Here is a 15,415-nt window from a genome sequence, read left to right as displayed (position 1 = left end):
GGCTTCCTAGTCGCGGGCCGCGGTCAGATGCTCCGCGTGTTCCTGGAGGGAACGTACGCCGACGCCGCCGTGGTTGAGCGCGTCGATGCCCTGGACCGCGGCGGCCAGCGCCTGGACCGTGGTGAGGCACGGCACGGACCGGGCAACAGCCGCGGTGCGGATCTCGTAGCCGTCGAGCCGGCCGCCCGTCCCGTACGGGGTGTTGACGATGAGGTCGACCTCGCCGTCGTGGATCAGCTGGACGATGGTCTTCTCGCCGTTCGGGCCCTCGCCCTCCGAGAGCTTGCGCACGACCGTGGCGTTGATGCCGTTGCGCTTGAGGACCTCGGCGGTGCCGGAGGTGGCCATCAGCTCGAAGCCGTGGGCGACCAGCTCGCGGGCCGGGAAGATCATCGTGCGCTTGTCGCGGTTGGCGACCGAGATGAAGGCACGGCCCTTGGTGGGCAGCGGCCCGTAGGCGCCGGCCTGCGACTTGGCGTACGCCGTGCCGAAGACGGAGTCGATGCCCATGACCTCACCGGTGGAGCGCATCTCCGGGCCGAGGACCGTGTCGACGCCGCGGCCCTGGATGTCGCGGAAACGCGACCACGGCATGACTGCCTCCTTGACGGAGATCGGCGCGTCCAGCGGCAGGGTGCCGCCGTCGCCGGTCTTCGGCAGCAGGCCCTCCTCGCGCAGCTCGGCGATGGTGGCGCCCAGCGAGATGCGGGCGGCGGCCTTCGCGAGCGGGACCGCGGTCGCCTTCGAGGTGAAGGGGACCGTCCGCGAGGCGCGCGGGTTGGCCTCCAGGACGTAGAGGATGTCACCGGAGAGCGCGAACTGGATGTTGATCAGCCCGCGTACGCCGACGCCCTTGGCGATGCCCTCGGTGGAGGCGCGCAGCCGCTTGATGTCGTAGCCGCCGAGGGTGATCGGGGGCAGCGCGCACGCCGAGTCGCCGGAGTGGATGCCGGCCTCCTCGATGTGCTCCATGACGCCGCCGAGGTAGAGCTCGGTGCCGTCGTAGAGAGCGTCGACGTCGATCTCGATCGCGTCGTCGAGGAAGCGGTCGACCAGGACCGGCCGGGTGGGGCTGATCTCGGTGGACTCCTCGATGTACGAGGACAGGCGGGTCTCGTCGTAGACGATCTCCATGCCCCGGCCGCCGAGCACGTACGACGGGCGGACGAGGACGGGGTAGCCGATCTCGTCGGCGATGGCCTTGGCCTCGGCGAAGGTGGTGGCGGTGCCGTGCTTCGGGGCGGGCAGACCGGCCTCGGCGAGTACGCGGCCGAAGGCGCCGCGGTCCTCGGCGGCGTGGATGGCCTCGGGGGAGGTCCCCACGACCGGCACGCCGTTGTCCTTGAGCGCCTGCGAGAGGCCGAGCGGCGTCTGTCCGCCGAGCTGGACGACGACACCGGCGATCGGGCCCGCGAGCGACTCGGCGTGCACGATCTCCAGGACGTCCTCGAGCGTGAGCGGCTCGAAGTACAGCCGGTCGGAGGTGTCGTAGTCGGTGGAGACGGTCTCCGGGTTGCAGTTGACCATCACGGTCTCGTAGCCCGCGTCGTGCAGGGCGAACGAGGCGTGGACGCACGAGTAGTCGAACTCGATGCCCTGGCCGATGCGGTTCGGGCCGGAGCCGAGGATGATCACCGCGGGCTTGGTGCGGGGCGCGACCTCGGTCTCCTCGTCGTAGGAGGAGTAGAAGTACGGCGTCTTCGCGGCGAACTCGGCAGCGCAGGTGTCGACCGTCTTGTAGACCGGGCGGATGCCGAGCGCGTGCCGGACCTCGCGGACGACGTCCTCGCGCAGGCCGCGGATCTCGGCGATCTGGGCGTCGGAGAAGCCGTGCCGCTTGGCCTCGGCGAGCAGCTCGGTGTCGAGGCGCTCGGCTGCGGTCAGCTCGTCGGCGATCTCCTTGATGAGGAAGAGCTGGTCGACGAACCAGGGGTCGATCTTCGTTGACTCGAAGACCTCTTCCTGGGTGGCGCCGGCGCGGATCGCCTGCATCACGGTGTTGATGCGGCCGTCGGTGGGACGGACGGCCTCGGCGAGCAGCTCGGCCTTGTCCCCGGGCTCGCCGGTGAAGGCGAACTGGGAGCCCTTCTTCTCCAGGGAGCGCAGTGCCTTCTGGAGTGCCTCGGTGAAGTTGCGGCCGATCGCCATGGCCTCGCCCACCGACTTCATGGTGGTGGTGAGGGTGGAGTCGGCGGACGGGAACTTCTCGAAGGCGAAGCGCGGGGCCTTCACCACGACGTAGTCGAGTGTCGGCTCGAAGGAGGCCGGCGTCTTCTCGGTGATGTCGTTGGGGATCTCGTCGAGCGTGTAGCCGACGGCCAGCTTGGCGGCGATCTTGGCGATCGGGAAGCCGGTGGCCTTCGACGCGAGCGCCGAGGAGCGGGAGACGCGCGGGTTCATCTCGATCACGATGATCCGGCCGTCGGCCGGGTCGATCGCGAACTGGATGTTGCAGCCGCCGGTGTCGACGCCGACCTCGCGGATGATCGCGATGCCGATGTCGCGCAGCCGCTGGTACTCACGGTCGGTGAGCGTCATCGCGGGCGCCACGGTGATCGAGTCGCCGGTGTGGACGCCCATCGGGTCGAAGTTCTCGATGGAGCAGACGACCACGACGTTGTCGTTCTTGTCGCGCATCAGCTCCAGCTCGTACTCCTTCCAGCCGAGGATGGACTCCTCCAGGAGCACCTCGGTGGTCGGCGAGAGCGTGAGGCCCTGTCCGGCGATGCGGCGCAGCTCCTCCTCGTCGTGGGCGAAGCCGGAGCCGGCGCCGCCCATGGTGAAGGAGGGGCGGACGACGACGGGGTAGCCGCCGAGGGTGTCGACGCCTGCGATGACGTCGTCCATGGTGTGGCAGATCACGGAGCGGGCGGACTCGCCGTAACCGATCTTGGCCTTGACGGCCTCGACGACTCCCTTGAAGAGGTCGCGGTCCTCGCCCTTGTTGATGGCCTCGACGTTGGCGCCGATGAGCTCGACGCCGTACTTCTCCAGGACACCGTTCTCGTGCATGGAGATGGCCGTGTTGAGCGCGGTCTGGCCGCCGAGGGTGGGGAGCAGCGCGTCGGGGCGCTCCTTGGCGATGATCTTCTCGACGAACTCGGGGGTGATCGGCTCGACGTACGTGGCGTCGGCGATCTCCGGGTCGGTCATGATCGTCGCCGGGTTGGAGTTCACCAGGATGACGCGCAGGCCCTCGGCCTTGAGTACGCGGCAGGCCTGGGTGCCGGAGTAGTCGAACTCGGCGGCCTGCCCGATGACGATCGGACCGGAGCCGATGACCAGGACGGACTGGATATCGGAGCGCTTAGGCACGCTGGCCCTCCATCAGGGTGACGAAACGGTCGAAGAGGTACGCGGCGTCGTGCGGGCCCGCGGCTGCTTCGGGGTGGTACTGGACGCTGAAGGCCGGCTGGTCGAGCAGCTGGAGCCCTTCGACGACCTGGTCGTTCAGGCATACGTGGGAGACCTCGGCGCGGCCGAACTCCGTGTCGGAGACCTTGTCGAGCGGGGCGTCGACGGCGAAGCCGTGGTTGTGCGCGGTGACCTCGACCTTGCCGGTCGTGCGGTCCTGCACGGGCTGGTTGATGCCCCGGTGGCCGTACTTCAGCTTGTAGGTGCCGAAGCCGAGCGAGCGGCCCAGGATCTGGTTGCCGAAGCAGATGCCGAAGAGCGGGGTCTTGCGCTCCAGGACACCGCGCATGACGGAGACGGGGTGGTCGGCGGTGGACGGGTCGCCGGGGCCGTTCGAGAAGAAGACACCGTCGGGCTCGACCGCGTAGACCTCGTCGAGGGTGGCGGTGGCCGGCAGGACGTGCACCTCGATGCCGCGCTCGGCCATGCGGTGCGGGGTCATGCCCTTGATGCCGAGGTCGATCGCGGCGACGGTGAACTTCTTGGTGCCGACGGCGGGGACGACGTACGCCTCCTTGGTGGCGACCTCGGCCGCGAGGTCGGCACCGCTCATCTCGGGGGCCTGGCGCACCTTGGCGAGCAGTATGCCCTCGTCCTGGATCGCGTTGCCGGAGAAGATGCCGACGCGCATCGCTCCGCGCTCGCGCAGGTGGCGGGTGAGCGCGCGGGTGTCGATGCCGCTGATGCCGACGACTCCCTGGCTCGCGAGCTCCTCGTCCAGCGAGCGGCGGGAGCGCCAGTTGGACGGCACCCGGGCGGGGTCGCGGACGACGTAGCCGGAGACCCAGATCCGCTTGGACTCGGGGTCCTCGTCGTTCACGCCGGTGTTGCCGACGTGCGGGGCCGTCATCACGACGACCTGGCGGTGGTAGGAGGGGTCCGTCAGCGTTTCCTGGTAGCCGGTCATGCCGGTGGAGAACACCGCCTCGCCGAAGGTCTCCCCCACGGCCCCGTAGGCGCGGCCGCGGAAGGAGCGGCCGTCCTCCAGGACGAGTACGGCGGGAGCTTTTCCGGCTCCCCGGGTGGAGATGGTCATCGTGCGGTGCCTTCCGTCGAGCTGGTGAGGTTGTTGTCGGTGGTGCCGGCGAGCCGGTTGACGGCGTCGACCCATGCCTGGTGCTCGGCCGCGTGGTCGGAGCGGAAGCCCGAGTCGATCAGCTGGTCGCCGTGCGCCCAGGTGATGACGAGCAGGCCGCCCTCGGGCAGGACCTTGCCGGCGAGCGCCTTGTCGAGCCTGGCCTCGCGCAGCGCGCCGGCCGGTACGAAGAAGTCGGCCGCCCCGGGGCGTACGACGTCGAGGCCCTGCTCCGTGAGGGTCAGCTCGACCCTGCTGCGGGTGCCGAGGCCGTGGGCGACGATCCGGTCGAGCCACTGTCCCGCGGTCGTGGACGCGTGGTAACGCCCGGAGAGTGTGAGCAGGCTCTCCCCGCCCGGGAACCCGTCGGGGGTGGTGGCGAGCTCGGGCAGGCCGGACTGGAGACTTCCCCGCCACTTCCATCCCTGGCGCATCAGCCAGTAGACGAAGGCGACGAAGACGATCAGTCCGACGACCCAGCTGATGCGGGCGGACCAGTCCGTCACTTCGGCCGACTTCTGCTCGGCGGCCAGTCGGTACAGCTGGTAATTGGGGTGGAGTGTTGTCACGCGAGCTTCCCGTCGACGACCGTGGCACGGCCCCGCAGGAAGGTGTGGGTCACTCGGCCGGGCAGCTCGCGACCCTCGTACGGAGTGTTGCGGCTGCGGGAGGCGAAGCCCGCGGGGTCCACAGCTCCACGGTATGCCGGATCGACCAGCGTGAGGTTGGCGGGCTCACCCGCCGAGACGGGCCGGCCGTGTCCTTCGAGCCTTCCGATGGCCGCGGGGCGGAAGGACATGCGGTCGGCGACACCCGCCCAGTCGAGGAGCCCGGTCTCCACCATCGTCTGCTGGACCACGGAGAGCGCGGTCTCCAGGCCCACCATGCCCATGGCGGCGGCGGCCCACTCGCAGTCCTTGTCCTCGTGCGGGTGCGGGGCGTGGTCGGTGGCGACGCAGTCGATGGTGCCGTCGGCGAGTGCCTCGCGCAGGGCCATGACGTCGGCCTCGGTACGCAGTGGCGGGTTCACCTTGTAGACGGGGTTGTAGGACCGCACGAGCTCGTCGGTGAGCAGCAGGTGGTGCGGGGTGACCTCGGCGGTGACGTCCCAGCCCTTGGACTTGGCCCAGCGGACGATCTCCACGGACCCGGCGGTCGAGAGGTGGCAGATGTGCACGCGGGAGCCGACGTGGGCGGCGAGCAGCACGTCGCGGGCGATGATCGACTCCTCGGCGACGGCGGGCCAGCCGCCGAGACCGAGCTCGGCCGAGACGACGCCCTCGTTCATCTGGGCGCCTTCGGTGAGACGGGGCTCCTGGGCGTGCTGGGCGACGACGCCGTCGAAGGCCTTCACGTACTCCAGGGCGCGCCGCATGATCACGGCGTCGTCGACGCACTTGCCGTCGTCGGAGAAGACCTTCACCCCGGCGGCGGAGTCGTGCATGGCGCCGAGCTCGGCGAGCTGCTTGCCCTCCAGGCCGACGGTGACGGCGCCGACGGGCTGCACGTCGCAGTAACCGGACTCCTTGCCGAGCCGCCAGACCTGCTCGACGACGCCGGCGGTGTCGGCGACGGGGAAGGTGTTGGCCATGGCGTGGACGGCCGTGAAGCCGCCGGCCGCCGCCGCCTTCGTGCCGGTGAGGACGGTCTCGCTGTCCTCGCGGCCGGGCTCGCGCAGGTGCGTGTGCAGGTCGACGAGACCGGGCAGCAGGACCTGGCCGGCCGCCTCGATCACGATGGCGTCGCCGGCCTCGAGACCGGTGCCGGTGCGGGCGATGGTCTCCCCGTCGATGAGGACGTCCAGCGGCTCGCCGCCGAGGACCTTCGCACCGCGGATCAGGATCTTGCTCATGATTACTTGTTCTCCTCGGTACGGGCGGACGCGGAGGGCAGGGCGGTCTCGGAGCCGCCCAGGAGCAGGTACAGGACGGCCATGCGGGTGGAGACGCCGTTCGCGACCTGTTCGACGGCCGTGCAGCGGTCGGAGTCGGCCACCTCGGCCGTGATCTCCATGCCGCGGACCATGGGGCCGGGGTGCATCACGATGGCGTGCTCGGGCATCCGCGCCATGCGGTCGCCGTTCAGGCCGTAGCGGCGGGAGTACTCGCGCTCGGTCGGGAAGTAGGCGGCGTTCATCCGCTCGCGCTGCACACGCAGCATCATGACCGCGTCCGACTTCGGGAGCACGTCGTCGAGGCGGTAGCTGACGTCGCAGGGCCACTGCTCGACGCCGACCGGCACGAGGGTGGGCGGGGCCACCAGGGTGACGTGCGCGCCGAGCGTGTGCAGCAGGTGGACGTTGGAGCGGGCCACCCGGCTGTGCAGGACGTCACCGACGATCGTGATCCGGCGGCCCTCGAGGTCCCGGCCGATCCCGGCGTCGGTCCCGACCAGCCTGCGGCGCATCGTGAAGGCGTCCAGCAGGGCCTGGGTGGGGTGCTCGTGGGTGCCGTCACCGGCGTTGACGACGGCGCTGTCGATCCAGCCGGAGGTCGCGAGGCGGTACGGGGCGCCGGAGGCTCCGTGCCGGATGACGACGGCGTCGGCGCCCATGGCCTCCAGGGTCAGGGCGGTGTCCTTGAGCGACTCGCCCTTGGAGACGGACGAGCCCTTCGCGGAGAAGTTGATGACGTCGGCGGAGAGGCGCTTGGCGGCGGCCTCGAACGAGATGCGGGTCCTCGTCGAGTCCTCGAAGAACAGGTTGACGACCGTGCGTCCACGCAGGGTGGGGAGCTTCTTGATCGGCCGGTCGGCGACCCGGGCCATCTCCTCGGCGGTGTCGAGGATCAGGACGGCGTCGTCGCGGGTGAGATCTGCGGCGGAGATGAGGTGACGGGGGGTCCGGGGGCTTCCCCCGGGAGGGCGCAGCATCTGGGGTCTCCGTGAAGGGTGGAGGGATCAGGCAGGCGGGCGTGCCGGAGCAGCCGTGCGGCCGGTGGGGCGCACGGGAGGTGATGCGGCTACTGCTCGCCTGCCGGGACGGTCTGCTTGACACCGAGCAGCACGGCGTCGCGGCCGTCCTCCTCGGCGAGCTGGACCCTGACCGTCTCCCGCAGCGACGTGGGGAGGTTCTTGCCGACGTAGTCGGCACGGATCGGGAGTTCGCGGTGGCCGCGGTCGACGAGGACCGCGAGCTGTACGGCACGGGGCCTGCCGATGTCGCCGAGGGCGTCGAGCGCGGCTCGGATCGTGCGGCCGGAGAAGAGCACGTCGTCGACCAGGACGACCAGCCGGTCCTCGATGCCCTCACCGGGGATCTCAGTACGCCCCAGGGCACGCGCGGGGCGCATGCGCAGGTCGTCGCGGTACATCGTGATGTCGAGCGACCCGACCGGCGTCTTTCGGCCGGTGATTTCTTCGAGCTTTCCGGCGAGCCGGCGGGCGAGGAAGACCCCGCGGGTCGGGATGCCGAGCAGCACCACGTCGTCGGCGCCCTTGGCGCGTTCGACGATCTCGTGGGCGATACGGGTCAGAACCCGGGCGATGTCGGGAGCCTCGAGAACGGGGCGTGCCGCATTGCCGGTCCGGTCATGCTGTGCGTCCATAAGAAACGGACCTCCTTCTCCGCCTCACTGGACGGACGTTAAAGGACGTCGAAATTGCGTCATCCACGTTACCAGGGCTTGTGTGAGGCCCCGGACCCACCCCCAGGAGGTGGCAGTCCGGACCTTTCGGCTTGACGCAGCCAAGTAACGCTGCGTAACCTCACAGTGAGTTACCAGCCACGCGGCCCAGCCGCAGAATGTTCCAGCGTCCGGGGAGCCTTATGTCCAGCGAATACGCAAAGCAGCTCGGGGCCAAGCTCCGCGCCATCCGCACCCAGCAGGGCCTCTCCCTCCACGGCGTGGAGGAGAAGTCGCAGGGCCGCTGGAAGGCCGTCGTGGTCGGTTCCTACGAGCGCGGCGACCGCGCCGTGACCGTGCAGCGCCTTGCCGAGCTGGCCGACTTCTACGGCGTTCCGGTGCAGGAGCTCCTGCCCGGCACGACCCCCGGCGGTGCCGCCGAGCCGCCGCCGAAGCTGGTCCTCGACCTCGAGCGCCTCGCCCACGTGCCGCCGGAGAAGGCCGGACCGCTGCAGCGTTACGCCGCGACGATCCAGAGCCAGCGCGGCGACTACAACGGCAAGGTGCTCTCGATCCGCCAGGACGACCTCCGCACCCTGGCCGTGATCTACGACCAGTCGCCGTCCGTGCTCACGGAGCAGCTGATCAGCTGGGGTGTGCTGGACGCCGACGCGCGTCGCGCCGTCGCCCACGAAGAGGGCTGAGCAGCTCTCGCGTTCGACGTGCCGCCGGCCCGGCGGGGTCCCGAGGACCCCGCCGGGCCGGCTTTTTCGTGCCGTCACTCATCCGCCCGGAAGGACGCCGAAGGGCCCACGGTCCATGACCGTGGGCCCTTCGTCCGGCTCGACGCCGCCAGGATCACTGATCCCGGCGGAGGTTCGGCTTGAGGTCCTTGAACCGGGCCAGCAGGCCGTTCACGAAGGCCGGGGAGTCGTCCGTGGAGAACTCCTTGGCGAGCTGGACCGCCTCGTCGATCACCACGGCGTCCGGGGTGGAGTCCATCCAGATCAGCTCGTACGCGCCGAGCCGCAGGATGCTCCGGTCGACGACCGGCATGCGGTCGATCTCCCAGTCGACGGCGTAGGTGACGATGAGGTCGTCGATACGGTCCGCGTACTGCGCGTACCCCTCGACCAGCTCCATCGTGAATTCACCGACCGGCGGCTGACGGTCGTCGGTCCGCGAGAGCCGTACCCAGTCCGCGAGGACCGTCTGCACGGACTCGCCGCGCTGGTCGGCCTCGAAAAGGATCTGGAAGGCGCGCTTGCGGGCCTTGTTCCGGGCAGCCACGGTTAGCTGTTCACCCGGCCGAGGTAGTCGCCCGAGCGGGTGTCGACCTTGATCTTCTCGCCGGTGGTGATGAAGAGCGGGACGCCGATCTCGTAGCCGGTCTCCAGGGTGGCGGGCTTGGTGCCACCGGTGGAGCGGTCACCCTGGACGCCCGGGTCGGTGTGCTGGATGGTCAGCTCGACCGCGGCGGGCAGCTCGACGTACAGCACCTCGCCCTCGTGCTGGGCGACCGAGGCGGTGAAGCCCTCGATCAGGAAGTTGGCGGCGTCGCCGACGGCCTTGCGGTCGACCATGAGCTGGTCGTACGTGTCCATGTCCATGAAGACGAAGTACTCGCCGTCCATGTACGAGAACTGCATGTCCCGGCGGTCGATGGTGGCCGTTTCGACCTTCACACCGGCGTTGAACGTCTTGTCGACGACCTTGCCGGAGAGCACGTTCTTGAGCTTGGTGCGCACGAAGGCGGGGCCCTTGCCGGGCTTGACGTGCTGGAACTCGACGACGGACCAGAGCTGGCCTCCGTCGAGCTTGAGCACCAGGCCGTTCTTGAGGTCGTTCGTGGAAGCCACGGTTGCGGAATCTCCTGGACTGAAAGCTGGTGGACAACCAACGAACGCGCGCTAGAGCGCGAGCAGCTCCTTGGTCGTAATGGTGAGTAGCTCGGGTCCGCCGTCCGCCTCGGGGCGCACGACGAGCGTGTCATCGATCCGGACACCGCCCCGGCCCGGGAGGTGGACCCCCGGTTCGACGGTGACCGGCACACAAGCGTCCAGTTTACCCATGGCTGTCGGTGCCAACTGCGGGTCCTCGTCGATTTCGAGCCCGACGCCGTGCCCGGTGCTGGGCGGAAGGCCGTCCGAGTGGCCCGCCGAGTCCAGGAGATGGCGGGCTGCGCGGTCGACGTCACGGTAGGCGGCTCCGGGCACGAGAGCCTCCCGTGCACCCCTCTGAGCGGCGAAAACGAGGTCGTAGAGCTCGATCTGCCAGTCCGCGGGGCTGGTCCCGATGACGAACGTCCGGCCGATCTCGCAGCGGTATCCGCGGTAGTTCGCCCCGAGGCACACGGAAAGGAAATCCCCCTCCTCGACCCTCCGGTCCGAGGGCCGGTGGCGGCCCAGGCCCGAGTGGGGCCCGGTCCCGACGGATGTGGGGAACGCCGGACCGTCCGCACCGTGGTCGACGAGCCGGCGCTCCAGCTCCAGGGCGAGGTGGCGCTCCGTACGGCCCACCAGGATCGATTCCAGGAGCTCGCCGAGAGCCTGGTCGGTGATCTCGGCGGCGATCCGGAGGCAGGCGATCTCCTCCTCGTCCTTGACGATCCGCAGCTGTTCCACGGTGTGGCCGAGGTCGGCCAGGCGCAGATGAGGGGCGACGGAGAGCATGGCGCGGTGCCGGGCGACGGTGAGGTCGTGTTCCTCGACGGCGAGCGACTCCGTGTCCGCCGAGAGGGCCAGTCCGGCAGCGGCGACGACGGGGTCACCGGCGGGATCGGGCAGTACGTCCACCCGCAGCTGCTCGTCGGGGCGCCCGTGGGAGGGGTCGCCGCTCGGGGCGCGGGGGCAGAGCAGGACGTCCTCGCGCGCCCCGAGCAGCAGCACGGCGCCCGGCGGGGCTCCGCCCGCCAGATAACGGACGTTGGCGGGACGGGAGACCAGGGCTGCCGCCGACCCGGCGGCGGCGTACCGGTCGCGCAGCAGCCCGCGTCGGACGGCGTACACCTCTGACATGTTTTCGAGCCTACGAGCGCCGGTGGCCGCCCGCCCGGTCAGCGCACCCGACCGGGAACGGAAGCGGCGCTACCAGGCCGGCGGGCTGGCTATGGAGCGGGCCAGGACGTCGTCGAGCACTCGGGCGGTCGTCTCGACGTCGTAGGTGGAATTGTCGATGATCGGCAGGCCCGAGCCGTACCAGCCGGCCATCCGGCCGTGGATCCGGGCCACTTCCTCGTCGGAGAGCCTGCGGTTCCCGCTGCGGGCCGCGTTGCGCTCCAGGACGACCTCCAGGCCGGGCAGGAGGACGACGGGCAGCAGCCCGGGTCCGACGTGCCGCTTCCAGCCGCCGAGGCCGACGACGGGCCGGTCGGGGAAGACGGCGTCGTCGAGGATGCAGGAGATGCCGTTGGCCAGGAAGTTACGGGCGGCGAAGCCGCAGGTGCGCCGGGCCAGGCGGTACTGCGCCTCGGAGTGGTCGTTCCATCCCGCCTGCGGGTCGGCGAAGCCGGAACAGACCCACTCGCGGACGTCGTCCAGGGAGACGTGCGCGGTCGGGACCCGGCGACGGCCGGCCCAGAGCTTGGCGACGGTGGTCTTGCCCGCTCCGGCCGGGCCGATCAGGAGCACGGCCAGGGTCGCGGCTCCCGTGCCCGGCTCGGCGGGCTGCGCCGGCAGCGGTACGGGACCGCCCGGCGGCAGCTGGACGTGCCCGGTGGTCTCCGGGGACGGCGGCACCGGGGCGTGCTGAGTCGCGGGCGCCTGGGTCACAGGGGCCTGGGGCATCGGCGTCAGGGGCGCCTGGGGAGGAAGGGGCGGCCCTTGCGGGCCTGGCCTGCCTGAGTGCTGGGCCTGGGCCTGGTGCGTCCACGGCCCGTTCCCGGGACCCTGGGGAGGCGGCAGCGGGGCCCCCACTGCTTGCTGCATCCGGTGCCACTCCGTCTCGTGCAGGCTACTGGCGCTGGTCGACGGCAACCGTACCTTCCCCGGCCGCCAGGCTGTGAACGGGCGGGGAAGGCACGAAGTGCCCGGTGTCAGTCCGTCAGTTCGTCGGCCAGGGCGCGCAGGGCGAGCCGGTAGGAGCCGATTCCGAACCCTGCCACGGTGCCGGTGGCCACGGGAGCGACCACCGAGGTGTGGCGGAATTCCTCCCGTGCGTACGGATTGGAGATGTGCACCTCGATCAGCGGGGCGGTCCGCTGGGCTGCCGCGTCCCGCATGCCGTACGAGTAGTGCGTGAACGCACCCGGGTTGAGAACGACCGGAATTGATCCGTCCGCTGCCTCGTGCAGCCAGCGGATCAGTTCGCCCTCGTCGTTGGTCTCGCGGACGTCGACATCGAAGCCGAGCTCCTTGCCGAGGGCCTGGCAGGTGTCGACGAGACCGGCGTAGGACGTCGCACCGTAGACGTCGGGCTCGCGGGAGCCGAGGCGGCCCAGGTTCGGGCCGTTGAGCACGAAGACCCTGCGGGCCGTCACGCGGAGACCTCCCCGTAGGCGGCGAGCAGGACGGCCGGGTCGGGGCCCTCCAGGACGGTGGGCTTGCCGATGCCGTCGAGGACGATGAAGCGCAGCAGGTCCCCGCGGGACTTCTTGTCGACCTTCATGTTCTCCAGGAGCTTGGGCCACTGGTCACCGCGGTAGGTGAGCGGCAGCCCGACGGACTCCAGAACGGCCCGGTGCCGGTCGGCGGTCGCGTCGTCGAGGCGTCCGGCGAGCCGGCCCAGCTCGGCGGCGAAGACCATGCCGACGGAGACGGCGGCGCCGTGGCGCCACTTGTAGCGCTCGTTCTTCTCGATGGCGTGGGCCAGGGTGTGCCCGTAGTTGAGGATCTCCCGCAGGCCGGACTCCTTGAGGTCGCTGGAGACGACCTCGGCCTTGACCCGGATGGAGCGCTCGATGAGCTCCGCGGTGTGGGGCCCGGCAGGCGTACGGGCGCCCTGGGGGTCCGCCTCGACGAGGTCGAGGATGACCGGGTCGGCGATGAAGCCGGCCTTGATGATCTCGGCCATACCGGAGACGTAGTCGTTGACCGGCAGCGAGTCCAGCGCGGCGAGGTCGCAGAGCACTCCGGCCGGCGGGTGGAAGGCGCCGACGAGGTTCTTGCCCTCGGCCGTGTTGATGCCGGTCTTGCCGCCGACCGCCGCGTCGACCATGGCGAGCACGGTCGTGGGCACGGCGATCCAGCGCACTCCCCGCAGCCAGGACGCGGCGACGAATCCCGCCACGTCGGTGGTGGCGCCGCCGCCGACTCCGACGATGACATCGGTGCGGGTGAAGCCCGTCTGTCCCAGCGCCTTCCAGCAGTAGGCGGCGACCTCGACGGTCTTGGCCTCCTCGGCGTTCGGCAGCTGGATGGCGATCGCCTCGTAGCCCTGGGAGGCGAGGTCCTCACGGACCGCCTCGCCCGTCTCCGCGAGCGCCTCGGGGTGCAGGACGGCGACCCGCTTCGCGCGCTCGCCGATGAGGCCGGGCAGTTCGCCGAGGAGCTGGCGGCCCACGAGCACCTCGTACGGGTCGGTGCCTGCCGTGCCGGCGATCTGGATGCGCGTGGTGCCCTGCTCGCTCATGCGTGTGTTCTCCCGGCCGGGCGGCACGGCCTGGACCGCGCGCTCCGGCAGTTCCGTTGCGTCGAGGACCGCCTGGGCGACCTCTTCGGGGGTACGTTCGTCGGTCGCGACGGTCGCGGCGGCCACTTCCTCGTACAGATGGCGCCTGGCGTCCATGAGTTCACGCCACTGCCGTCGTGGGTTGACGGCGAGCAGGGGGCGGGCGGTGTTCAGCCCGACCCGCTTGACCGCCTCGTCCACGTCCATCGACAGGTAGACGACCCGCCGGCCGCCGAGCAGCCCACGGGTCTCCTCGTCCAGCACCGCACCGCCCCCGAGCGCGAGGACGCCCGGGTGTTCGGCGAGCGCGTCCCGTACCGCCTGGCGCTCCAGGGCGCGGAAGTGCTCCTCGCCCTCGTCGACGAAGATGTCCGCGATCGGCTTGCCGGTCGTGGCCACCACGTCCGCGTCGGTGTCGCGGTAGCTGGTTCCGAGCCGCTCGGCGAGCAGCTCGCCCACCGTCGACTTGCCGACGCCCATCGGGCCGACCAGGACGATCAGCGGGCCGCTCACCGGATCTGGAGGTGGGAGAGGTAGGACTGCACGTTGCGGTGGGTCTCGGCGACGCTGTCGCCGCCGAACTTCTCCGCGACCGCGTCGGCCAGGACCAGCGCGACCATCGCCTCGGCGACGATCCCGGCGGCGGGGACCGCGCAGACGTCGGAGCGCTGGTGGTGCGCCTTGGCGGCCTCACCGGTGACGACGTCGACCGTGGCGAGCGCGCGGGGCACGGTGGCGATCGGCTTCATCGCGGCACGGACCCGCAGCAGCTCGCCGGTGGTCAGTCCGCCCTCGGTGCCACCGGAGCGGCCGGAGGTCCGCCTGATCCCGTCGGCGGTGGCCACGATCTCGTCGTGCGCCTTCGAGCCGGGGACCCGGGCCAGGTCGAAGCCGTCGCCGACCTCGACGCCCTTGATGGCCTGGATGCCCATCAGGGCGGCGGCGAGGCGGGCGTCGAGCCTGCGGTCCCAGTGGACGTGCGAGCCGAGGCCGACGGGGACGCCGTACGCGAGCACCTCGACGACCCCGCCGAGGGTGTCCCCGTCCTTGTGGGCCTGGTCGATCTCCGCGACCATCGCCTTCGAGGCGTCCGCGTCCAGGCAGCGCACCGGGTCGGCGTCGAGCCGCTCCACATCGGAGGGCTTGGGGTAGACGCCGTAGGGCGCCTTGGCCGCTGCCAGCTCGACGACGTGGGAGACGATCTCGATGCCCGCGGTCTCCTTGAGGTAGGAGCGGGCGACGGCGCCGAGGGCCACACGGGCGGCGGTCTCACGGGCGCTCGCGCGCTCCAGGACGGGCCGGGCCTCGTCGAAGCCGTACTTCTGCATACCGGCCAGGTCGGCGTGACCGGGCCGGGGGCGGGTCAGCGGGGCGTTACGGGCCTGCGCGGCCAGCACCTCCGGGTCGACCGGGTCGGCCGACATGACCTGCTCCCACTTGGGCCACTCGGTGTTGCCCACCATGACGGCGACGGGCGAGCCCATGGTGAGGCCGTGCCGGACGCCACCGAGGAAGGTGACCTCGTCCTTCTCGAACTTCATCCGCGCGCCGCGCCCGTAACCGAGCCGCCGCCGGGCGAGCGCGTCCGCCACCATCTCCGTGGTGACCGGGATGCCGGCGGGAAGACCCTCCAGCGTCGCCACCAGTGCGGGGCCGTGCGATTCCCCCGCGGTCAGCCAGCGCAACCTGCTCAACGGTGCTCCTCATGCTCGCGCCTGAAACTGCAACGGCGCGACCGGGTGCGCGGCCCTGGCCC

14 protein-coding genes are annotated in these 15,415 nt (G+C 70.7%); 1 reads left to right on the top strand and 13 read right to left on the bottom strand.

Annotated elements, in window-relative coordinates; all coding sequences use genetic code 11:
* Positions 1-6: 6 nt before the first annotated feature.
* From carB to pyrR, 6 genes are all read right to left on the bottom strand, one after another.
* The gene (gene carB / locus ACFYQ6_RS26050) at positions 7-3,315 is read right to left on the bottom strand and encodes a carbamoyl-phosphate synthase large subunit (RefSeq protein WP_388765154.1); all 3,309 of its coding nucleotides are present in this window, start codon (positions 3,313-3,315) and stop codon (positions 7-9) included.
* Positions 3,308-4,450, bottom strand: a complete 1,143-nt coding sequence (gene carA, locus ACFYQ6_RS26045; protein ID WP_361574239.1) for a glutamine-hydrolyzing carbamoyl-phosphate synthase small subunit — start codon at positions 4,448-4,450, stop codon at positions 3,308-3,310. Before carA ends, carB begins: the two co-directional genes overlap by 8 nt.
* Positions 4,447-5,058, bottom strand: a complete 612-nt coding sequence (locus tag ACFYQ6_RS26040; protein WP_361574241.1) for a hypothetical protein — start codon at positions 5,056-5,058, stop codon at positions 4,447-4,449. The genes carA and ACFYQ6_RS26040 overlap by 4 nt, the downstream gene beginning before the upstream one ends.
* Positions 5,055-6,341, bottom strand: a complete 1,287-nt coding sequence (locus ACFYQ6_RS26035; protein WP_361574243.1) for a dihydroorotase — start codon at positions 6,339-6,341, stop codon at positions 5,055-5,057. The genes ACFYQ6_RS26040 and ACFYQ6_RS26035 overlap by 4 nt, the downstream gene beginning before the upstream one ends.
* A 2-nt stretch (positions 6,342-6,343) precedes the next feature.
* On the bottom strand, positions 6,344-7,360 hold the full coding sequence (locus ACFYQ6_RS26030) for an aspartate carbamoyltransferase catalytic subunit (protein WP_361574245.1): 1,017 nt from the start codon (positions 7,358-7,360) through the stop codon (positions 6,344-6,346).
* An 89-nt stretch (positions 7,361-7,449) separates the two neighbouring features.
* Entirely contained in the window at positions 7,450-8,034 is a 585-nt protein-coding gene (gene pyrR / locus ACFYQ6_RS26025; protein ID WP_361574247.1) for a bifunctional pyr operon transcriptional regulator/uracil phosphoribosyltransferase PyrR, read from the bottom strand.
* Positions 8,035-8,255: 221 nt separating this feature from the next.
* Here pyrR and bldD point away from each other — a divergent pair, with 221 nt between their 5' ends.
* Positions 8,256-8,756: a transcriptional regulator BldD gene (gene bldD, locus ACFYQ6_RS26020; RefSeq protein ID WP_014044812.1), complete on the top strand. Its 501-nt coding sequence runs from the start codon at positions 8,256-8,258 to the stop codon at positions 8,754-8,756.
* A gap of 154 nt (positions 8,757-8,910) precedes the next feature.
* On the opposite strand, the gene nusB is transcribed toward bldD, so the two are convergent.
* The 7 genes from nusB to aroC all read right to left on the bottom strand — a co-directional run bounded on the left by nusB (position 8,911) and on the right by aroC (position 15,353).
* Positions 8,911-9,342 carry a transcription antitermination factor NusB gene (gene nusB, locus ACFYQ6_RS26015; protein ID WP_356739804.1) on the bottom strand — a complete coding sequence of 144 codons (432 nt, stop codon included), beginning with the start codon at positions 9,340-9,342 and terminating at the stop codon, positions 8,911-8,913.
* Between the two features lie 2 nt (positions 9,343-9,344).
* Positions 9,345-9,911, bottom strand: coding sequence for an elongation factor P (efp, locus tag ACFYQ6_RS26010; protein WP_311313502.1), 567 nt, complete (start codon positions 9,909-9,911; stop codon positions 9,345-9,347).
* A gap of 51 nt (positions 9,912-9,962) precedes the next feature.
* Entirely contained in the window at positions 9,963-11,069 is a 1,107-nt protein-coding gene (locus ACFYQ6_RS26005; RefSeq protein WP_361574250.1) for an aminopeptidase P family protein, read from the bottom strand.
* 69 nt (positions 11,070-11,138) lie between these two features.
* Positions 11,139-11,978 carry a Pro-rich N-terminal domain-containing protein gene (locus ACFYQ6_RS26000; RefSeq protein WP_388765150.1) on the bottom strand — a complete coding sequence of 280 codons (840 nt, stop codon included), beginning with the start codon at positions 11,976-11,978 and terminating at the stop codon, positions 11,139-11,141.
* A 107-nt stretch (positions 11,979-12,085) separates the two neighbouring features.
* Positions 12,086-12,529 (bottom strand): type II 3-dehydroquinate dehydratase, encoded by a 444-nt coding sequence (aroQ, locus tag ACFYQ6_RS25995; RefSeq protein ID WP_203185035.1) that lies wholly within the window; start codon positions 12,527-12,529, stop codon positions 12,086-12,088.
* On the bottom strand, positions 12,526-14,172 hold the full coding sequence (aroB, locus tag ACFYQ6_RS25990) for a 3-dehydroquinate synthase (protein WP_388765148.1): 1,647 nt from the start codon (positions 14,170-14,172) through the stop codon (positions 12,526-12,528). The genes aroQ and aroB overlap by 4 nt, the downstream gene beginning before the upstream one ends.
* Positions 14,169-15,353: a chorismate synthase gene (aroC, locus tag ACFYQ6_RS25985; protein WP_361574256.1), complete on the bottom strand. Its 1,185-nt coding sequence runs from the start codon at positions 15,351-15,353 to the stop codon at positions 14,169-14,171. Before aroC ends, aroB begins: the two co-directional genes overlap by 4 nt.
* Between the last annotated feature and the right edge of the window lie 62 nt (positions 15,354-15,415).

It is taken from the genome of Streptomyces sp. NPDC005494 (genome assembly GCF_042872025.1).
Taxonomy (GTDB): Bacteria; Actinomycetota; Actinomycetes; order Streptomycetales; family Streptomycetaceae; genus Streptomyces.
This window is presented reverse-complemented; position numbering and strand designations above follow the sequence as displayed.